Source organism: Thioalkalivibrio sp. K90mix (genome assembly GCF_000025545.1).
In the GTDB taxonomy this organism is placed as follows: Bacteria; Pseudomonadota; Gammaproteobacteria; order Ectothiorhodospirales; family Ectothiorhodospiraceae; genus Thioalkalivibrio.
The window spans coordinates 1,260,987-1,280,707 of the sequence record NC_013889.1 but is presented as its reverse complement, the minus strand read 5'-3'; the positions used below and the strand labels follow the sequence as shown (position 1 = coordinate 1,280,707).

General features: G+C 66.7%; 15 protein-coding genes. 8 read left to right on the top strand and 7 right to left on the bottom strand.

Annotated elements, in window-relative coordinates; genetic code table 11:
• Positions 1 to 6: 6 nt before the first annotated feature.
• Positions 7 to 2,337 (bottom strand): DNA internalization-related competence protein ComEC/Rec2, encoded by a 2,331-nt coding sequence (locus TK90_RS06040; protein WP_012982601.1) that lies wholly within the window; start codon positions 2,335 to 2,337, stop codon positions 7 to 9.
• Positions 2,338 to 2,450: 113 nt separating this feature from the next.
• Here TK90_RS06040 and TK90_RS06035 point away from each other — a divergent pair, with 113 nt between their 5' ends.
• Positions 2,451 to 3,017: a DUF2062 domain-containing protein gene (locus TK90_RS06035; protein ID WP_012982600.1), complete on the top strand. Its 567-nt coding sequence runs from the start codon at positions 2,451 to 2,453 to the stop codon at positions 3,015 to 3,017.
• Positions 3,018 to 3,082: 65 nt separating this feature from the next.
• Here the strand turns inward: TK90_RS06035 and TK90_RS06030 are convergent, their stop codons facing one another.
• On the bottom strand, positions 3,083 to 3,796 hold the full coding sequence (locus TK90_RS06030) for an ABC transporter ATP-binding protein (RefSeq protein ID WP_012982599.1): 714 nt from the start codon (positions 3,794 to 3,796) through the stop codon (positions 3,083 to 3,085).
• Positions 3,789 to 5,039, bottom strand: a complete 1,251-nt coding sequence (locus TK90_RS06025) for a lipoprotein-releasing ABC transporter permease subunit (protein WP_012982598.1) — start codon at positions 5,037 to 5,039, stop codon at positions 3,789 to 3,791. The genes TK90_RS06030 and TK90_RS06025 overlap by 8 nt, the downstream gene beginning before the upstream one ends.
• A gap of 91 nt (positions 5,040 to 5,130) precedes the next feature.
• On the opposite strand from TK90_RS06025, the gene TK90_RS06020 reads away from it, so the two are divergent.
• The 5 genes from TK90_RS06020 to TK90_RS06000 all read left to right on the top strand — a co-directional run bounded on the left by TK90_RS06020 (position 5,131) and on the right by TK90_RS06000 (position 11,738).
• Positions 5,131 to 5,529 (top strand): hypothetical protein, encoded by a 399-nt coding sequence (locus TK90_RS06020; RefSeq protein WP_012982597.1) that lies wholly within the window; start codon positions 5,131 to 5,133, stop codon positions 5,527 to 5,529.
• Positions 5,526 to 6,596 (top strand): agmatine/peptidylarginine deiminase, encoded by a 1,071-nt coding sequence (locus tag TK90_RS06015; RefSeq protein ID WP_012982596.1) that lies wholly within the window; start codon positions 5,526 to 5,528, stop codon positions 6,594 to 6,596. The genes TK90_RS06020 and TK90_RS06015 overlap by 4 nt, the downstream gene beginning before the upstream one ends.
• Positions 6,597 to 6,602: 6 nt before the next feature.
• Positions 6,603 to 7,502: a carbon-nitrogen hydrolase gene (locus TK90_RS06010; RefSeq protein ID WP_012982595.1), complete on the top strand. Its 900-nt coding sequence runs from the start codon at positions 6,603 to 6,605 to the stop codon at positions 7,500 to 7,502.
• A gap of 99 nt (positions 7,503 to 7,601) precedes the next feature.
• A complete protein-coding gene (mfd, locus tag TK90_RS06005; protein ID WP_012982594.1) occupies positions 7,602 to 11,075 on the top strand; it encodes a transcription-repair coupling factor in 3,474 nt (1,157 codons plus the stop codon).
• Positions 11,076 to 11,738 (top strand): CsiV family protein, encoded by a 663-nt coding sequence (locus tag TK90_RS06000; protein ID WP_012982593.1) that lies wholly within the window; start codon positions 11,076 to 11,078, stop codon positions 11,736 to 11,738.
• Positions 11,739 to 11,778: 40 nt separating this feature from the next.
• Here TK90_RS06000 and TK90_RS05995 read toward each other — a convergent pair whose 3' ends face one another.
• The 3 genes from TK90_RS05995 to TK90_RS05985 are packed head-to-tail and all read right to left on the bottom strand — an operon-like array spanning position 11,779 to position 14,435.
• Positions 11,779 to 12,744: a S49 family peptidase gene (locus TK90_RS05995; RefSeq protein WP_012982592.1), complete on the bottom strand. Its 966-nt coding sequence runs from the start codon at positions 12,742 to 12,744 to the stop codon at positions 11,779 to 11,781.
• 9 nt (positions 12,745 to 12,753) lie between these two features.
• Entirely contained in the window at positions 12,754 to 13,452 is a 699-nt protein-coding gene (locus tag TK90_RS05990) for an HAD family hydrolase (RefSeq protein ID WP_012982591.1), read from the bottom strand.
• Positions 13,449 to 14,435, bottom strand: a complete 987-nt coding sequence (locus tag TK90_RS05985; protein ID WP_012982590.1) for an RluA family pseudouridine synthase — start codon at positions 14,433 to 14,435, stop codon at positions 13,449 to 13,451. The genes TK90_RS05990 and TK90_RS05985 overlap by 4 nt, the downstream gene beginning before the upstream one ends.
• A 432-nt stretch (positions 14,436 to 14,867) precedes the next feature.
• Between TK90_RS05985 and TK90_RS05980 the strand changes: the two genes are divergently transcribed.
• Positions 14,868 to 17,684, top strand: a complete 2,817-nt coding sequence (locus tag TK90_RS05980; RefSeq protein WP_012982589.1) for an Rne/Rng family ribonuclease — start codon at positions 14,868 to 14,870, stop codon at positions 17,682 to 17,684.
• A gap of 73 nt (positions 17,685 to 17,757) precedes the next feature.
• Here the strand turns inward: TK90_RS05980 and TK90_RS05975 are convergent, their stop codons facing one another.
• Positions 17,758 to 18,252, bottom strand: coding sequence for a low molecular weight protein-tyrosine-phosphatase (locus TK90_RS05975; protein ID WP_012982588.1), 495 nt, complete (start codon positions 18,250 to 18,252; stop codon positions 17,758 to 17,760).
• Between the two features lie 224 nt (positions 18,253 to 18,476).
• Between TK90_RS05975 and TK90_RS05970 the strand changes: the two genes are divergently transcribed.
• Positions 18,477 to 19,712 carry a flagellar hook-length control protein FliK gene (locus tag TK90_RS05970; RefSeq protein ID WP_041444217.1) on the top strand — a complete coding sequence of 412 codons (1,236 nt, stop codon included), beginning with the start codon at positions 18,477 to 18,479 and terminating at the stop codon, positions 19,710 to 19,712.
• Positions 19,713 to 19,721 lie beyond the last annotated feature (9 nt).

Here is a 19,721-nt window from a genome sequence, read left to right as displayed (position 1 = left end):
ATTCTATCAGGGCTCATTTCGGTCAGGGCTTATTGGATGCCAGAATCGCAGCCGCGGACGGCCTGTCGCCGGAGCGCTGTCGAGTTGGGTACTGCTCGTGACCAGCGCCCCGCTGCGCCCAGTCTCGTACAGGGGAATACCGCTTAGCTCCAGCCGTTTCCGTGCCTCGTCGGGCAAACCGGCACCCTCGGCAGTCGTCGCAGCCCAAACCTGACCGGGCGGGAATTGCGCCAGCCAGTCGTCCTGCAGGGCGCGCGGGTTGGAAGTCCTCGGCGCTACCAGCAAGTCAACCGCAAATCCTGCGGTGCCCCGACGCATCACGGCCTCGCCGAGACCATCCAGCCCGCCCATGACCAGCAGGGTCGCGTCCGCCCCCTCCACCTTCAGCACACAGGACGCGGACGAGTCGTCATTCCAGCCCGGCGGCGGATGGAGTACCTCGAAGCGCACACCGTCCCAGTTCCACTGATCCCCCTTTTCGCAACGTTCGTCAGTGCCATGGCTCACCGGGGTGCGCCGCAGCGTGCGCCTCACCGAGATCTGTTCCCGGACTGCCGCCACGCCGCCGGCGTGCCCGGCATGCTCGTGCGTCACCATCAGCGTGCCCAGGGAGCGGATGCCGCCCGCCCGCAAGGCCGGCACCACAATCCGGTCACCCGCGCTGAAGCCGCCCTCCCGGCCCGGACCCGCATCAATTAACAGCGCGTGTCGTCGGGTCTCGACGATGGTGGCCTGCCCGGCGCCAACGTCCAGGACCTGAACGCGCCACTGCCCGGCCGCAAAGTCCGGGCGCAACGGCGCGACCAGGGCGATCGCAGCCACTGCAATCCAGGGCGCCAATCGCCGGGCGAGCGGCTGCAAGGCCAGGAAAACAGCCACCCCGCCCAGCAGGGACGCGGCCACCGGCACATGGCGCTGGTCCACCAGGACAGGGATCCCTGCCAGTGCCTCGAGCGTCATCACCAGCAGTGCCAACAGGCCATCCGCAATGCCTAACAACAAGCCACCTGCGGCCGGCCACCCCCACGCGAGCAAGGCACCGACCAGCAACAACGGCAAGATCAATAGCGTCACCATCGGCACCGCGACCAGGTTGGCCACGGGTGCGACCCAGGAGCCCAGCTGGAACCAGGCCAGACTGAGCGGCAGCATCGCAATCGCCAGCACGACCTGGATGCGCAGGCCTTCGCGCCAGCCGGTCGTCCCGACCCGACCCTGCAACAGCAGCAGGATCACGGCCACCGCGCCGAACGAGAACCAGAACCCCGGGGCCAGCACGCTCGGTGGGTGCACAATCAGCACCATGGCCGCGGCAAGGGCCAGGGCGCGCCAGGCAACACCCTCGCGACGCGACAGCACCGCAAGCGTGAGCGCAATCAGCATCAGCAAAGCCCTTTGGGTCGGGATGCTGAAACCGGCGAGTACCGCATAGCCCGTGGCGGCCACCAGCCCGACCACACCCATGAACAGCCAGCGCCGCAGCCGTCTTATAACGGCCACCCCGGACCACAACCATCCGGCAATGCCGCCGGCAAACCCCGCCACCAGGGCCACATGCAACCCGGAAATCGCCATCAGGTGATTCGTCCCGGTGTGTAGAAAGGCCTGCCATTCACTCTCGGTCATGGCCTGACGATTGCCGATGACCAGCGCCTGCACCAGGCCCGGGTGACGCAAATCCGGTGCCGCGCGCTCCAGACGTGCCTGCATTGCGGCCCGAAGGCGGTGCATGACCACGCGGCCCCTGGCCCCCTCGTGCACGCCTGCCAGTGGGGTAACGGAACGCGCAACGGCGCTGCCGTGCATCCCCTCGCGGTAGAACCAGCCTGCGGCATCGAATCCCCCGGGGTTGCGGGGGCCGTCGACACCACGCAATCGCAAGTCCAGCCGCAGCGAATCACCCACCTGTATCGCCGGCCGCGCGGGGAAGGTGCTCACCCACAACTCGCGGCCTTCAAGCTCCAGCCCCGGGCTGCCCTGCTCGATCTCCGACACCCCAACCCGGAACCGGCTGCGCCGCTCCCCGTGCTCCGGCAAACTGACCACCTGTGCCCGCACCGAGACCTCGACTCCCGACCACTCGGGACCCACGACCTTGCCCGACCAGTCCGTCGCATGCGGGAGTGCCAGCCACACGCCCGCGAGCAACCCCAGCGAGGCTGCTGGCAACCACGTGAAAGGAGAACCTCGCCGAGCCGCCTGGACCCAGCCAAGTGCGACCAGCGCGCCAGCGACAGGCAGGAACACTCTCAATGGACCTTCGAGCAAGACAGGCAGGACGGGGAGCTGGTGCAACCCCCACACACCGGCGATCAGACCCAGCACCGCGACCATCATGGCGCACGGTCCCGTCCAGGAAGAGTTGGAATCCTCTCCCCAGGGCCCAGTCCTAGCAGGTAGGATGCACGCCCAGGATTGGGCCTGCGAGAGTCCGACAGATACCCACAGACATGGCGAAGCACATCATCAGAAGGCTGTTCCCCGGCATGGAGGGCGTGCGCGGCCATCGCGCACTCTCCCCACTGGGGCCGCGCCTGCGGTCTCCGGATCTGTGGCATCTGAACCGCCGCTCCGTGGCTGGTGCGTTTGCCGTTGGGCTGTTCGTGACCTTCCTGCCTATCCCTATGCAGATGCTGGTCGCCGCGATTGTCGCGCTGATTGTGCGCGTCAACCTGCCCATCTCGGTGATCCTGGTCTGGATCTCCAACCCGATCACCATGCCTCCCATGTTGTATATGGCCTATACCGTCGGCCGCAAGCTGCTGGGTGAGCCGCCCCGCGATGTGCATCTCGACTGGAGTTGGGAATGGTTCAGTACCGAGCTGCTGACCATCTGGCAGCCGCTACTGCTCGGCAGCCTGCTCTTCGCGACGCTGGCCAGCCTCTCCGGATATCTGCTGGTGCGTGTGCTGTGGCGCGTGAATGTCGTACAGCGCCTGCGGACCCGTCGCGCGTTGCGGCGGTTGCGTCAGGAGCGGGAAAGGGAAAAAGCGGAAAAAGACGATTCGGGCCGGTAGCCGACGCACGCCAAGGGCTGACCGCAACTTCGCAAGGCTTTACCCAGCGCTCCCGAGCGGACGGATCAGTCGTCGGCCAGCTGGCCGTGGAAGTGCTCGCGCTCCAGGTGCCCCTTGACCAGCTGTACCGACCGATCCAGCTCGCGCGCGAGGGTGATGTCATGCGTCACCAGTGCCAGCGCGGTGCCGGTCGAACGGTTCATCTCGCGCAGCAGCGCGAACACATGCTGGGCGCGCTCCTGATCCAGATTCCCGGTGGGCTCGTCGGCCAGAATCGCGGACGGCCGCGTCACCAGCGCCCGCGCGATCGCCACGCGCTGGCGCTCGCCCCCCGACAGCTCGGCCGGCTTGTGCGCACCACGGTGCCCGAGGTCGACCTGCCCGAGCCAGTGCTCTGCCTCCTGGCGCGACCGACGGCTGGAGGTCCCCCGGATCAGCAGAGGCAGCGCGACATTCTCGACCGCCGTCAGCTCCGGCAGCAGGTGATGGAACTGGTAGACGAACCCGAGGTGCTGGTTGCGCATTCGCCCCCGGCGCGCCTCGCCCATGCGCGACCACTCCTGCCCCAGCAGCCGAACCTCGCCCGCCGTGGGGCGATCCAGTCCCCCGAGCAGATGCAGCAGCGTACTCTTGCCGGAACCCGAGGCACCGATGATCGCCGTCTGGTCGCCCCGCTCCAGGCGAAAATCGACGCCCTGCAGCACGGCCACGTCCAGCTTGCCATCGCGGAAGCGCCGCTCGACCCCCACGGCCTCCAGTACAGGCACAGTCTCAGTCATGGCGCAGGGCCTCCGCCGGCTGTGTACGGGCCGCCCGCCAGGCCGGGAACAGCGTCGCCACGACGGTCAGCAAGAACGCAATCCCGCCCACCCGAAAGACATCGGATGCTTTCAGTTCCGATGGCAAGTCACTGATGTAATAGACATCTGCCGCGAGAAACTCGATGCCCATTGCGCGTTCGATAAAGGGCACCACGACGTCGATATTGAGCGCCAGCGCGACGCCGGCGACCGAGCCTAGCAAGATGCCGATCGCGCCGATCACGACCCCCTGGACCACGAACACCAGCATGACCCCCGAGGGGGACAGCCCAAGGGTTCGCAGTATCGCGATGTCCCCCTGCTTGTCGGTCACCAGCATGATCAGCGTGGAAACGATATTGAAAGCCGCTACCGCGACAATGAGGGACAGGATGATGAACATCACCATCTTCTCGATCTGGATCGCCCGAAACAGGTTGGCGTGCTGGCGCGTCCAGTCGGACACCCGGAACAACCCGTCGAGCTGACTGGCCACCTCCCGCGAGACCACACCCGCCCGCATCATGTCCGTCAGGCGCAGGCGCAGGCCGGTGACGCTCTCGCCCGTCTGGAAGACCGCCTGGGCGTCCTGCAGGTGAATGAAGGCCGTCCCGCGGTCGTATTCGTACATCCCGACCTCGAAGATTCCCGCCACCTCGAATCGTCGCATGCGCGGCATTACACCCGCTGGCGAGACCGAGGCCTGTGGCGCCATCAGGATCAGCGAGTCACCCACGCGCACCCGCAGTTCTGCTGCCAGCTCGCGGCCCAGCACAATTCGGTAGGCACCGGGTTCGAGTTGCCCGAGCCGGCCCTGGGTCATGTGTTCGCCGATCCGCGCCACGCGTTCCTCGGCCTCCGGATCTACCCCGCGGATCAGCGCACCGGAGATGTTCCCGGTCGCACTGAGCATCGCCTCGCCCTGCACATACGGCGCGACCGCCAGCACCCGTTCGTCGATCGTCTCGACCTGCTCCTTCAGTGACTCCCAGTTGCGCAGACCGCCATTCACGTCCTGGATGGTCGCGTGCGACGCCATACCCAGGATGCGGTCACGCAGCTCCCGTTCGAAGCCGTTCATCACCGAGAGCACGGTGATCAGTGCCATCACGCCCAGCACCAGGCCGAGGATCGAGACGACCGAGATAAACGAGATGAAGTGATTACGCCGCTTGGCGCGCGTATAGCGCAGACCAATGGCGAGCGGGAGCGGGCGGAACATCGAGAAATCATGCCAGAGTTACACGGGCGCGCCTATCCCCGATGGCACAGACGTTCACCATGGGAGGCACAGCCAACAGGATGACGCTACCATGTGCCTTATCGTCCGCGAGCCATCGGAGATTCGTCTCATGCAAGGGAATCATGCAAAGCCAACGCTCACCCGCCCGCGCGGCCTTCTCGCCGTCGCGGCCGCCGCGGTTCTGGCCACGACCACGGGACTGGCCTCATTGCCCGTCAACGATGCGCAGGCCGAGATCCTGCGGGGCACAGGCGGAGACTTCGAAGTTCAAACCCGTGAAGGGCTCCCGGCCCGTGGCCAGAGCCAATCCGGGGTACGCAGTCGTCATGGCGAGCCGAACCAGCGCCACCCCACGGTCGGTGATCCGCCGATCACTCGCTGGGACTACAGTGATTTCTCGGTCGTGTTCGAGGGCGAATACGTGTTGCACAGCATCGTGCACGGCGACCAGACCCCGCGTCGGCCGTGACGGGCGGCACACCTTCCCCCAATACCCGGCGTCTACCAGCAGAGTGGGAACCGCAGGCCGGTGTTCAGCTCACCTGGCCGCATAGCGGTACCGACTGGGCCGGAGAACTCGACCAGGTCCACCCTGTCTTTGCCACCCTCGCGGCTGCGATCAGCCGTTTCGAGCCGGTGGTGATCGTCGCCCGCGACCCGGAACACATCGAAGAGATCTCCGGATTTCTGGTCGAGGCCGCCATCCGCAACGACCGTCTGTGGTTCGCGCTGGCCGACTCCGACGACACATGGGCTCGCGACCATGGGCCGATCACCGTACTGGAAGGGCCGCAGCCCCGCCTGCTCGATTTCACCTTCAACGGGTGGGGCGGGAAATTCCCTGCGGAGCATGACAACGCGATCACCACCACCCTGGCCCAGCAGGGTGTCTTCGGCCCGAACGTGCCGGAGCCCATCGCAATGGTGCTGGAGGGCGGCAGCATCGAGTCCGACGGCGACGGCACCCTCCTGACCACCGCTCAATGCCTGCTGCAGCCCACACGCAACCCGGACCTGGACAAGGCCGCGATCGAGCGCCGTCTGCACGAGCACCTGGGTGCGCAACGAGTCCTTTGGCTGGAACATGGCCACCTTGAAGGGGACGACACCGACAGCCACATCGACACCCTCGCCCGCTTCTGCAGCCCGGACACGATCGCCTATGTCCAGTGCGACGACCCCGACGATCCGCACCACGGCGAACTGGCGGCCATGGAGGAGGAGCTGCGCTCGCTGCGTCAGGCCTCCGGCGTACCCTACCGGCTGATTCCCCTGCCCTGGCCTCGCCCGCAACACGGCCCCGATGGCCAGCGCCTGCCGGCGACTTACGCGAACTTCCTGATCCTCAACGATGCGGTCCTGATGCCGGCCTACGACGATCCCGCCGATGCCATCGCACTTGACCGTCTGACCGAGGCCTTTCCGGGGCGCGAGATCGTGGAAATCGACTGCCGGGCCATCATCCGGCAGGGTGGCAGCCTGCATTGCCTGACCATGCAGTATCCCAAAGGCGCCCTTGGCATCCCGGAAGACTGATCTGCGATGACGACCGATACCCTTCCCGTGGCCTTGATCCAGCACCGCGACGCCGGGAGCGTCGCGGCCAACCTGGACGCGACCGCACAGGCCGTGGCCGATGCCGCGACGGGCGGGGCGCGCCTGGTCGTGCTGGCCGAGCTGCATACCGGACCCTACTTTTGCCAGACCGAGGATCCGGACGTTTTCGATCGAGCCGAACCCATTCCCGGCCCGTCCACCAAGCGCCTGGGACAGATCGCCCGCGACAACGGCGTAGTGCTCGTCACCTCGCTGTTCGAGCGCCGCGCCGCCGGCGTGTACCACAACACCGCGATCGTCTTCGAAGCCGATGGCCACCCGGCCGGCCTGTACCGCAAGATGCACATCCCGGACGACCCCGGCTATTACGAGAAGTATTACTTCACCCCGGGTGATACCGGGTTCGCCCCGATCGACACCTCGGTCGGCCGGCTGGGCGTGCTGGTCTGCTGGGACCAGTGGTATCCGGAGGCCGCGCGCATCATGGCCCTGTCCGGGGCCCAGTGCCTGATCTACCCGACCGCCATTGGCTGGGACCCGCGCGACGAGGCGGACGAGCAGACCCGCCAGCGCGAGGCCTGGATCACCGTCCAGCGCGGCCACGCGGTCGCGAACAACCTGCCGGTCCTCGCCTGCAATCGAACCGGGCACGAAGCGGATCCGTCAGAGACCAGTCCAGGGGCCCAATTCTGGGGCACCAGCTTCGTTGTGGGCCCGCAGGGCGAGTTTCTGGCGCAGGCGAGCGAGGGGCAGCCCGAGATCCTCCGTGCCACCCTCGATCTGGGCCGCACCGAGACGGTCCGGCGCATGTGGCCCTTTCTGCGTGACCGGCGCATCGACGCCTACGGCCCGATCCTCAAGCGCTACATCGACCGCGCGGACTGACCGCTACCTGCTAATTCAGCGCCTTCCCGACGGGGTTCCGCCGCAAACAGGATCGAATCCGTATAATGCCGGCCCGTTTTCCCGGATCGTCGACACTGCATGTCCGAACAGCCGCGCAACCCGCTAAACCCCGGTCGCTTTCCCGGCGACGGCTTCGAGATCTGGTCGGGGCTCAATGCCTCGGCCGCTCCACTGGCACTCGCACGCGCCGCCGCATCGGCGCAGTGGCCATTGCTGGTCGTCGTCGAGTCGAACGAGGCCGCGGACCGCTGGCAAGAGGAGTGGGAGTTTTTCGGTGCCGGGCTCGACCTGCCGGTCATGCGTCTCCCCGACTGGGAGACCCTGCCGTTTGATGTCTTCTCGCCGCACGAGGACATCATCTCCGAACGACTGCGTACGCTGTATCACCTCCCCTCGCTGGAGCGCGGGATCATCCTGATCCCGGTCTCCACGCTGATGCAGCGCCTGCCCCCGCGCGACTGGCTGACCACCCAGGGCCTCTCGCTGCGCAGTGGCCAGCGTCTGGACCGCATGCAGCTGCGGGAACGCCTGACCGAGGCCGGCTACAGCGCGGTCAACCAGGTCATCAGCCGCGGCGAGTTTGCCGCACGCGGGGAGATCCTGGACCTGTTCCCGATGGGGGCCGAACAACCGGTGCGCATCGAGTTTCTCGACGACGAGATCGACTCACTGCGCCATTTCGACCCGGAGACCCAGCGTTCCACGGAAAAGGTCGAGCGCGTCGAGATCCTGCCCAGCCACGAGTTCCCGCTGAACGAGGGTTCCATCCGCGCGTTCCGCACCCGCTACCGCGAGCAGTTCAGCGGCGACCCCAGCCGCCACCCGATCTACCGGGACATCAGCGAAGGCCTGGTGCCCCCGGGCATCGAGGCCTACCTGCCCCTGTTCTTCGAGGGCATGGACAGCGTATTCGACTACGCCCCTCAGGCTCGGGTGGTGCAGGTCGGCAATATCGCCGACGCCGCGCAGGAGTATGCGCGCGAGATCGCCGACCGCTTCGAGCAGCTGGGCCATCAGGTGGAACGCCCCCTGCTGCCGCCGGAGCGCCTCTATCTCGACGAGTCGGCCCTGAACGAGGCCCTGCGTGCCCGCGCCGGCATTGCCCTGGGCGGCGAGCCGCCGCAGCCGCTCCCGGCGGACCGTGGCCGGACTGTGCCCTTCACCTGTGATCCCCTCCCCGAACTGGGAATGGAACACGGCAAGGATGCCCCTGCCGAACGTCTGAAGCACTTTGTCGGGGAACAGGAACGAGTCCTGCTCACCGCCGAGTCCGCCGGACGGCGCGAGGCCCTGCTGACCCTGCTGCGCGAGCAGGATATCCCGCATCACGCGGTCGATGACTGGGAGGCTTTCCTGGAGGGCGAGCCCGGCCTGAGCGTGACCGTCGGTGCGCTCAGCGAGGGGTTCCGGCTGCCGGACGGGATCGTGCTCGTGCCGGAGTCCGCGATCCTCGGCGAACGCGCGCGGCAATCCCGCCGACGCAGCCGCCCCACCCGCGATGCCGACGCCGTCATCCAGAACCTCAGCGACCTGACAATCGGGGCCCCGGTCGTCCACGAAGAACAGGGCGTGGGCCGCTATCTGGGCCTCCAGACGCTGGATTTCAGTGGCCAGCCGTCAGAGTTCCTGACGCTGGAATACGCCGACGGAGCCAAGCTCTATGTCCCGGTCTCCTCGCTGCACCTGATCAGCCGCTACACCGGCGCCGATGCGGAACACGCCCCGCTCCACCGGCTGGGCAGCGAGCAGTGGAACCGCGCCCGCCGCAAGGCCGCCGAGAAGGCGCGCGATGTCGCCGCCGAGCTGCTGGAGGTCCACGCTCGGCGCGCCGCCAAGCAGGGGACGGCGTTTGCGACCGAGACCCCCGAGTATCACGCCTTTGCGGCTGCCTTCCCGTTCGAGGAAACCGCCGATCAGCTCCAGGCAATCGACGCGGTACTGACCGACATGGCTGACACGCGGCCGATGGACCGCGTGATCTGCGGCGATGTCGGCTTCGGCAAGACCGAGGTCGCGATGCGCGCCGCATTCGTCGCCGTGCAGAACAATCGCCAGGTGGCCGTGCTGGTCCCGACCACCCTGCTCGCCCAGCAGCACCATCAGAACTTCAGCGACCGCTTCGCCGACTGGCCCGTCCGCATCGAGTCCCTGTCGCGCTTTCGCAGTGCCAAGCAGCAGGCCGCCGTGCTGGAAGGGCTGAAGGAAGGCAAGGTCGATATCGTGATCGGCACGCACAAGCTGCTGCAGTCGAACCTGGACTTCTCCAACCTCGGGCTCGTGATCGTGGACGAGGAACAACGCTTTGGCGTGCGCCACAAGGAGGCGCTGAAGAGACTGCGCGCCGAGGTCGACATGCTGACCATGACCGCAACCCCGATCCCGCGCACGCTGAACATGGCCCTGTCCGGGCTGCGCGACCTCTCGGTGATCACCACCCCGCCGCGCGAACGCCTGGCAATCAAGACCTTCGTCAACGAGTGGAACGACGCGATCATCCAGGAGGCCTGCCTGCGCGAGATTCGCCGCGGTGGCCAGGTGTACTTCGTGCACAACGAGGTCAACACCATCGAACGCATGGCGGAACAGATTCGTGCGCTGCTGCCGGGCGCCCGCATCGGTATCGCCCACGGCCAGATGCGCGAACGCGAACTCGAACAGGTGATGCTCGACTTCTACCATCGGCGCTACAACATCCTGGTCTGCTCCACCATCATCGAGACCGGCATCGATGTACCCACCGCAAATACGATCGTGATGAATCGCGCGGACAAGCTGGGCCTCGCCCAGATGCACCAGCTGCGCGGCCGCGTCGGGCGCTCCCACCACCGGGCCTACGCCTACCTGGTCACGCCGCCGGAAAAAGCCATGTCGGCCGACGCGCGCAAGCGCCTGGAGGCGATCGCCTCGCTGGAGGATCTCGGCGTGGGCTTCACGCTCGCCAGCCACGACCTCGAGATCCGGGGCGCTGGCGAGTTGCTGGGTGACGAGCAAAGCGGCCAGATCCAGGAAGTCGGCTTCTCGATGTACAACGACCTGCTCAACCGCGCGGTCAACGCCCTGCGCTCCGGCAAGATGCCCGAACTGGAGACCCCGGAGACCCCCGGAACGGAGGTCGAGCTGGGGCTGCCCGCCCTGCTCCCGGATGCCTACGTGCCGGATGTGCACACACGCCTGATCCTCTACAAGCGCGTCAGCAGCGCCGAGAACAGCGATGCACTGCGCGAACTGGAGGTGGAACTGGTGGATCGTTTCGGCCTGCTGCCCGATCCGGCGAAGGCCCTGTTCGAGGCGGCCCGCCTGCGGCTCAAGCTGACGCCGCTGGGGATCCGCAAACTGGAACTGGGCCCGGCCGGCGGACGCTTCGTTTTTGGACCCAATCCCGAAATCGATATCGCCGCCCTGATCGAACTGGTGCAATCCGACCCGAATGCCTACAAACTGGATGGCCAGAAGGCTTTCCGCTTTTATGCCGAAATGGAGACTCTGGAGGCTCGCTCTCAGGCCGTCCAGCGTCTGATCCATACCATCAGCCCGAAACAACAGGCCGCCTGAATGCCCGCCAACACCAATCGCCCCGACCCGAACCGCCGCAGGCTCGTCAGCAGCCTCGCCCTCCTGCCACTACTCGGGCTTGGGACAACGGCCACCGCCCAGGTCGGCCGCCGCTACCGCATCGAGCTGGTCATCTTCGAGCACACGACCGCGGAGAGCCGGCGCCTGCAGGAGGAGATCGCCTCCGTGCGCGAACCCAACCTGGCAGGATCCGAACTGGGTGGGCGCATCTATCAGGATTCTCGGCGCGGCTTCGAGTTGCAACGGGCGGCCAGTCGGGTCGAAGACTCCGGCACCGGGCGTGTGATCGCGCGTCTGGCCTGGGATCAGCTGGGCCGCGATCATAGCGCCACCCCCTGGCTCAAGGTGCAGCAGGGCCGCCGTCTTGGGGCGCGTCAGGCTGTGTTTGGCGATTCCACCACCGCAGCGCAGCCGATCGTAGTGGACGAAGACCGCTACGAACTGGAGGGCCGGCTACGGGTATGGGTCGGGCGTTTCCTCCACCTGGAGACCGACCTCATCTATCACATCGACCGTGACGGGGCCGAACCGCTCGGGGTGGCCGTGCGCGGCCACCAGCGCATGAACTCCGGCAGCCAGCTCTTCTACCTGGACCACCCGGTCGTCGGGATCATCGCCCGCGTGACGCGGCTGGACAGCTAGTCCGGACGGAAACAGGCGTCACCCCGCCTGTTTTGCCGGCTCAGCGCCAGTTGGGCTTGGTCTCCATCGCCAGCCAGCTCTGCAGCGCCGACATGCCCAGGTCCTCGAACAGAAGCTGCAGGGCGCTGCGGCGCGGCTTGAAGGTCACCATTTTCTCGACACCAATCACGTCGCGTGCGACCGACTGATCCGTCCCCAGACCATCGATAAGGCCCAGATCCACCGCGCGTTGACCGGTCCAGATCAGGCCGTCGAACAGCTCCTCGTTTTCGGCCAGACGATCTCCCCGCCCCTGGCGGACCACATCGACGAACTGCTGGTGCAGCCCGTCCATCAGGTCATGGATATGGCTCACGTGACCCTCGTCGAGCGGCAGAAACGGATCCAGCAGGGCCTTGTTCTCCCCGGAGGTGAACAGCCGCCGTTCGACACCAATGTTCTCCAGCAGATCCACCACGCCAAAGCTGTCCAGGCGCACCCCGATCGAACCGACCATGCTGGCCTGGCTGGCGTAAATCTCGTCGGCCGCCACGGCGATGTAGTAGGCGGCCGAGGCCCCGATATCGGTGACGACCGCATAGACCGGGATGTCCTCGTGCTCGTCCTTCAGCCGCAGGATCTCGTCATGGATCGCGGCGGCCTGCACCGGACTCCCGCCCCCACTGTTGATGCGCAGCATCACGGCGCGAGTGCCATCCGCCTCGAACGCCCGTTTCAGGGTCTTGTTGAGCTCTTCCGCGTTGGCCCGAGCACTCGACGCGATCAGTCCGTCGACCTCGACAACGGCCACGTGCTCTTCGGGCTCGCGGTCGTCCTCGAACCAGGCGGTCAAGCCCATATCGCCGCCCCGCACCAGAACCAGCAGGGCGAACAGATAGATGAACAGCAGCAGCTTGAAGAAGATTCCCCAGCGCCGGGCACGCCGCTGTTCCACCACCTGGGCCTGGACCAGACGCTCCAGCGTCTCGCGCTCCCAGCCCGGCTTGTTCTCGTTCGACCAACCCATCGTTTGTCCTCAGTCCTCGGGAAGCGGCTCCGACTGCCGCAGGAGATCCAGCAGTTCCTTCAGGTCGCGGGCCACGGCCAGCGGGCGCTCAGCGCTCAGCCGGCGGTGATCGTGGACCCCATGTGTCACGGCCAGCGACGGGACGCCGGCTGCGCGAGCCATCTGCAGATCATAAACGCTATCACCGACCATCCGTGCCCGGGAACGTTCCACCCCGCAGCGCGCCATCACATGTTCCAGCATCACCGGACTGGGTTTCGACGGATGCTCGTCCCCGCAGGCCGTCGCGACAAAACGTCCCATGAGGCCGGCGGCTTCCAGGGCCTGGTCCAGCCCCGCCCGCGACTTGCCGGTCGCAACGCCCAGCAGCACGCCGCGTTCGTCAAGCCAGTCGAGCAAGGGCTCGACATGCGCGAACAGGGGCGTCTCTGGCGCATCGGTGGCGCCCAGATAGCACTGGCGATAGGTGGTGGCGAACGCCCCCACGAACGCAGAGTCGGCGCCCGGGAACAGTCTCTCTACCGCGGCCTCCACGCCCAGGCCAATAATATCGCGCAGCTCGCTTTCCGCGGGCGTCTCGCGCCCCAGGGCCGCACAGGCCCGCTGCAGGCAGTGAACAATCCGGCGTGGCGAATCCATCAGCGTCCCGTCCCAGTCGAATACGACCAGGCGCAAGGCATCCCCCTCCGGTGGCAGCAGTGTGCTCATCCGGACGCTTCGGGGCTTGCGAGCGCATCGAGGATCGACTGCAGCTCGTCCGGCAGCGGCGCGGAGTACACATGCGACTCGCTGGCCGAATCCTCGTACTGCAGGGCCTGGGCGTGCAGAAACAGGCGTTTCAGGCCTGCCCCGCGCAGTACCCGGTTTGCATCGGGCAATCCGTAGTCGTGATCGCCGCCAACGGGATGGCCAATCGCCTGGCCATGTACGCGGATTTGGTGGGTCCGTCCGGTACCGATCCGTACCTCGGCCAACTGAAAGGATCCATAACGTTCCAGCGGGACGAACTGGCTGATCGCCGAGCGCGCGCTCTCGGGGTCGGCATCCTCCCCCGCCCGCATGCGGCGCTTGCCGTCCGGCCCCCGACTGGAGGCAATCGGCTCGTCGCACACAATGGGCTGGTCGCTGGGGAACGCCCCCACCTGCAGCGCCAGATAGCGCTTCTCCACGCGCCCCTCGCGCAGGGCCGCGTGGAAGTCCTGCAACCCCGAGCGGCTCTTGGCCAGCAGCAGACAGCCACTGGTCTCGCGATCCAGCCGATGCCCCAGCTCAAGCTCGGAACCGGGACGCAGCTGGCGCATCGCCTCGATGATCCCGAAGGCCAGTCCGCTACCGCCGTGCACGGCAAGGCCCGAAGGCTTGTCGAGGACCAGGACCTGGTCGTCTTCATGCAAGATGGAGCGGCGCAGTCGGTCCAGGACCCCCGGGGGGATGTCCCGCTCGACGGCCTCGGGCCGGTCCAGGTCCGGCACGCGCACCTCCGAGCCGACACTCAGCCGCTGGGTCACCTTGGCACGGCGCCCATCGACCCGGATCGCCCCCTTGCGCACCAGGCGGTAGATCAGACTTTTGGGAACTCCCTTGAGCTCGCGCAGGAGGAAGTTATCCAGGCGCTGGCCATCCCCGCGCTCGGTGACCGAGAGCGTACGAGGCCCAGAGGGAGATTGCGGCTGACGGGGACGTGCTTTCATCGGGCGCGATCCTACCTCAGGCGCGCCATCCTAACCATGTACCCTGGCATTTCCGCGACGAAAAAACTTGCCCAATCGGGGGGTTATGCCCTACATTGGCGCACGGTACCTGCTGGCGGATATTGCGCCCGGGCGCCTCGAATTACCCGCCGATCTGGTCCTGCACAGTGCGACTACATGCGACCAGACGGCCATCGCCCAAAAGCGAACCTGTGACACTATTTCTTCTAACCCAGTCCTGTCTCCCCGGCCCCGCATCCCGCGGACGGCTGGTCCCGTGGCTATTGGTGAACACCTGGCTGGCGCGTTGGATTCCTCTTCGCGCCGCCATGGCGGGCATGCGTCTCGAAACGTCGACGTGCCGCCTCCGTTCCGCACCACACGGCCCCGGGCTTGTGACCGACGTACAGGACGACCGACCGAGTCCATTGCATGAAACGCATCCTGATCAATGCCACGCAGCCCGAAGAGCTGCGCGTGGCCATGGTCGACGGCCAGCGGCTGTACGACCTCGATATCGAACTGCCCTCGCGCGAGCGCAAGAAGGCCAACATCTACAAGGCCAAGATCACCCGCGTCGAGCCAAGCCTCGAAGCCGCGTTTGTTAATTTCGGCGCCGAGCGCCACGGCTTTCTCCCGTTCAAGGAGATCGCCCCCTCCGCGGTTGGCGCGCCGGCCGACAGCGACAAGCCCATCCGCGAGCTGCTAAAGGAAGGGACCCAGCTTCTCGTCCAGGTGGAGAAGGAAGAACGAGGCAACAAGGGTGCCGCGCTGACCACCTATATCAGCCTGGCCGGGCGCTACCTGGTCCTGATGCCGAACAATCCCAAGGCCGGTGGCGTCTCGCGACGCATTGAGGGCGAAGATCGCGCGGAACTGCGCGAGGCCCTGTCCGGCCTGACCATGCCCGATGGCATGGGCGTGATCGCCCGCACCGCCGGCGTGGGCCGCAGTACCGAAGAATTGCAGTGGGACCTCGACTACATGACGGCCCTGTGGTCGGCGGTCACCGAGGCGGCGGAAAAGGCCAATGCCCCAGCGCTGATCCATCAGGAAAGCAACGTGATCATCCGCGCCCTGCGCGATCACATGCGCAATGACGTCGGCGAGGTGATCATCGACGACGAGGCCGTCTATCAGCAGGCGGAGGATTTCGTCCGACTGGTGATGCCCAACAGTCTGCGCAAGCTGAAGAAGTACGACGACCCCGTCCCGCTATTCAATCGCTATCAGATCGAAAGTCAGATCGAGAGCGCCTTCGACCGCGACGTGCAGCTCCCCTCCGGCGGCGCACTGGTCATCGACCATACCGAGGCCCTGATCTCCATCGACGTGAACTCCGCCCGCTCCACCAAGGGTGGCGACATCGAGGAGACCGCCTTCCACACCAACCTGGAGGCCGCCGAAGAGGTGGCGCGCCAGTTGCGCGTGCGGGATCTGGGCGGTTTGATCGTGATCGACTTCATCGACATGAACGCCAACAAGCACCAGCGCGAGGTGGAAAACCGCCTGCGCGAGGCGCTGGAGCTCGACCGCGCGCGCGTTCAGGTCGGCCGCATCAGCCGTTTCGGGCTGCTCGAGATGTCGCGCCAGCGCCTGCGTTCCTCGCTCGGCGAGTCCAGCCAGATCACCTGCCCCCGCTGTCAGGGGCATGGCCAGGTCCGCAGCGTCGAATCGCTCGCCCTGTCGATCCTGCGCCTGATCGAAGAAGAGGCGATGAAAGACCGTACCGGCCTTGTCCTGGCGCAAGTCCCCGTCGATGTCGGCACCTTCCTGCTGAACGAAAAACGCGCATCGATCAACGAGATCGAGGCACGTCATCGGGTCGACATCAGCATCGTCCCGAACCCGCAGTACCTGACGCCGAAGTTCGAGGTCCAGCGCGTGCGCGGCGACGAACGCGAAGAGGTCGTCAGTGGCCGCGGATCGCATGAACTGGTGGAGCCCGTCGAAGAGGATACCGACACGCACGGCGAACGCCGCGGCAAGGTAGAGAAGCCCCTGGTCCAGGGTGTGAAGGTCAAGGCCCCGGCACCCATGGCCGAGTCCCCCGCCCCGCAAGCACCCAGCGAGCCCGTGCAACAACCCGGGTTCTTCACCCGCATCTGGTCCTCGCTCTTCCCCAATGCCGCCCGCAATCAGGAACCGGAAGCCGACGAGAAGGATGAGGGGCGCAAACGCGGCAAAGGCGGACAACGCCCCAGCCGAGGTGGCGGAAACAGCCGTGGGGGTGGCTCCAGCCGACGCCGTGGTGCGCGTGACGACGGCGGGGAAAACCGCGAGGCAGCCAAGGCATCAGGCAAAGGCGAGGCACGCCCGGATGGCAGCGCCGCTGGCGACGAGGGCGGCAAGGGCCGCTCGCGGCGGCGTGGCGGTGGCACGGGTGGCGCCGCCACCAAGACCCGTGACGCCGAACCCAAGGCTGCAAAACCGAAGGCGGAAGCGGAAGAGCCCACCACAAAGTCCGAGGAAGCCGCGGCACCGTCCGGGAACGGCCCGCCCACGTCCGACGACGATGGCAGCAAGGGCCGCACCCGTTCGCGCCGTTCGCGCCGTGGCGGGCGCCGTCGTGGTGGCCGTGGCCGTTCCACGAACAGTGAAGACAGCTCGGGCGGTGACAATGCCGGAAACCAGGATGCTGCCGGGGCCCCGAAGGAGGCCGACCCGTCCGGCTCCTCGTCCCCGGATAGCGACGTCCCCAGGAAGCCGGCGGTGAAGGAGTCCGGCAAGGGCGATAGCCAGTCAGGCGACAGCGAGTCCAAGCCGGCCGCGAAGCCGAAATCGGCCGACAAGGACTCCGGCCAGGCCACCGATGGCAGTAGCGCAAAGACGCCGGAAGAGAAAGGGGCCGGCAGCGACAAGGCTCAGGCCCCGGCGGAGCATTCCAGCGAGGCCGGAAAGGCCGATAAAGCGGCAGAAGACAGCCCCAAGGCTTCATCCGGCGCACGCCGGACGAAGGCGAGCGCTCAGTCCACGAAAACGGATGATGCCAAGGGCAAGAACGACTCCGGATCGCACACCGAGAATCGCCCTTCCGAAGCCGCCAAAGCGGATGACACCCCCGCGTCGAAGCCTTCTCGTGGCAAGAAAAGTGATGCCAAGCCGGCGCCCTCGAAGGCCACATCCGCCGAGGCCAGCGGTACTGCCCGATCGGAGCCGGACTCGGCACCACCGGCCGACAAGCCGGCCCGCAAGCCGGAACCGGAGTCTGCGTCTTCGGGCAGCGCGGACGACAAGCCGCGCGATTGAGGTGAAAAACGGCCGCTCGCGTTTACACGTTATCGGCCAGTGGGAGAACGCCCCGGTCGCCTGACCGGGGTCCTCAGGATACGCGCTCCAGCGCGTGTTCCCGGCAGATATGGTCCAGCAGGCCGTCGCTGGCGGCCTCGACCAGATCCATCACATGAACGAAGCCATCCGGCCCGCCATAGTACGGGTCCGGTACTTCGCGCTCGGGATAGTCCTGGGCGAACTCCAGGAAACGATGCAGCCGCGCGCGGGCGCCATCCGGCTGAATCTGCTGGGCATTGCCGTAGTTCGCCTCGTCCATCGTCAGGATGTAGTCGAACGTCTCGAAGTCTTCGACCTCCAGCTGCCGTGCCCGCAACTGATCGAGATCGTAGCCTCGGCGACGGGCTTCCTCGCGGGCGCGCGGGTCCGGCCGTGCCCCAACGTGATAACCCGCCGTACCCGCCGAATCCACCTCGATGGCGGACTCCAGACCATGCGCGCGCACGCGAGCCTGGAAGACACCGTGAGCCATGGGCGAGCGGCAGATATTGCCCAGACAAACCATCAGCACTCGAATCTTTTGCATGCCTACTTTATGTGTTCGCGAAATGAGCACACAGCATAGCAAAGCCCCGCTCCGATGCCCGCCCGTAGGCGCGGCGGACGCGGTGTGCGATGCTGGTGGCGTGCCTGCTGTGCGGGCAGCCGCTTCCCCGGCGACTCGGAGTGTCCATGCCCGACTTTACCGGCCCTCGTCCAACCGGAATGCCCGCAGGCGGCCTTGATCGGTTAGGGCCGCGCGCGAGCGCGATGCCAACGCTTGAGACCGGCACCCGGTTGCAGGTTCAGATCATCGGGCAGCTCGCCGAACGGGGAGTGCAACTGCGCCCGCTGACGTCGTCCGGCGCGCAAAGCGTGGACACCCGCGCGCCCACCTTCAATGCCCAACTGGCGACACCACTACCCAACGCACTGCTACCCGGCAACCAGTCCGGTCCGCGCCTCGCCCTCGCCGAGGTGATCCGCACGGAGCCGCGCCTGGAAGTGCGACTGTTACCCCTGCCCCCTGGCACCGCACTGGCGACCCGCCCGGCCACGCCCTCGACACCGACTTCACCATCGACTCCGACGGTGGGGCAGCAAGACGCCTCGCAGTGGCTGTTGCGCGAGTTGCGCCACCAGATACCGGGGGCGCGAGGGCTGGCCGGTGGCATGCAAACGATTCAGAACACCCTGGCCACGGCCATAGCAGCCGGCACGCCACCCACGGCGAGCGAAGCCCGACTGCTGCCGGCGATGAACCGCCTGATCGAACTGACACCTCCTGCCGTGCGCCTGACCAGCCCCGATAGCCTGAATCGCCATATCCAGCAGTCCGGCCTGTGGCTGGAGGCCATGCTCGCCCAGGGAGTACGAACCAATACCTCTGGCACAGCCACTCAGGACCTCAAGGCCCAGCTGCTGCGCGTCGCCGAACACCTGCGCCAGTCGGCCGAGACCCGCGCCCCTCTGCCAACACCCGCGACGACAACCACGGCCCCACCCGCGCCCACTACGGCGGGGCTGCCTCCCATGGGAGCACTGGCCGGGCTCATCGAGGGGATGCTGAAGCGCATTACCACGCTGCAGCTGCACTCACTGCAACCCAGCGCGCAGGGGGACGACGAGTCGCATCCTCGCTGGTTCTTCGAACTGCCATTTCGCAGCCCGCAAGGGCTTCACTCGCTGGCCGGCCAACTGCAGCACGAGGCCGGCCGCCCCCCCGAACGCCCGGAGGGATGGACCCTTGTGCTGGATCTTGATTTCCAGGCGCTCGGTCCCACTCGTGTAGCCCTCGCGCTGCGCGACGACCGGGTATCCGTTCATTTCACCGCAGAACGCCCGGAAACCGCCCAGCGCCTGCGCGCCGGCACGCCGGAACTCCACCAGCGGCTGGTCGGGCGTGACCTGATCGTCGGATCACTCTCGGTGCGTGAGGGTCGGGTGGAGCCACAGGATCCGGCGAGCCTTACCTTGCGTGACGGGCTGCTGGATGAACGCGCCTGAAGGCTTGAG

Coding starts and splice junctions, on each gene's coding strand:
- TK90_RS06040 (WP_012982601.1), bottom strand. CDS start 2,337: ATGATGGTCGCGGTGCTGGGTCTGATCGCCGGTGTGTGGGGGTTGCAC.
- TK90_RS06035 (WP_012982600.1), top strand. CDS start 2,451: ATGGCGAAGCACATCATCAGAAGGCTGTTCCCCGGCATGGAGGGCGTG.
- TK90_RS06030 (WP_012982599.1), bottom strand. CDS start 3,796: ATGACTGAGACTGTGCCTGTACTGGAGGCCGTGGGGGTCGAGCGGCGC.
- TK90_RS06025 (WP_012982598.1), bottom strand. CDS start 5,039: ATGTTCCGCCCGCTCCCGCTCGCCATTGGTCTGCGCTATACGCGCGCC.
- TK90_RS06020 (WP_012982597.1), top strand. CDS start 5,131: ATGTGCCTTATCGTCCGCGAGCCATCGGAGATTCGTCTCATGCAAGGG.
- TK90_RS06010 (WP_012982595.1), top strand. CDS start 6,603: ATGACGACCGATACCCTTCCCGTGGCCTTGATCCAGCACCGCGACGCC.
- mfd (WP_012982594.1), top strand. CDS start 7,602: ATGTCCGAACAGCCGCGCAACCCGCTAAACCCCGGTCGCTTTCCCGGC.
- TK90_RS06000 (WP_012982593.1), top strand. CDS start 11,076: ATGCCCGCCAACACCAATCGCCCCGACCCGAACCGCCGCAGGCTCGTC.
- TK90_RS05995 (WP_012982592.1), bottom strand. CDS start 12,744: ATGGGTTGGTCGAACGAGAACAAGCCGGGCTGGGAGCGCGAGACGCTG.
- TK90_RS05990 (WP_012982591.1), bottom strand. CDS start 13,452: ATGAGCACACTGCTGCCACCGGAGGGGGATGCCTTGCGCCTGGTCGTA.
- TK90_RS05985 (WP_012982590.1), bottom strand. CDS start 14,435: ATGAAAGCACGTCCCCGTCAGCCGCAATCTCCCTCTGGGCCTCGTACG.
- TK90_RS05980 (WP_012982589.1), top strand. CDS start 14,868: ATGAAACGCATCCTGATCAATGCCACGCAGCCCGAAGAGCTGCGCGTG.
- TK90_RS05975 (WP_012982588.1), bottom strand. CDS start 18,252: ATGCAAAAGATTCGAGTGCTGATGGTTTGTCTGGGCAATATCTGCCGC.
- TK90_RS05970 (WP_041444217.1), top strand. CDS start 18,477: ATGCCAACGCTTGAGACCGGCACCCGGTTGCAGGTTCAGATCATCGGG.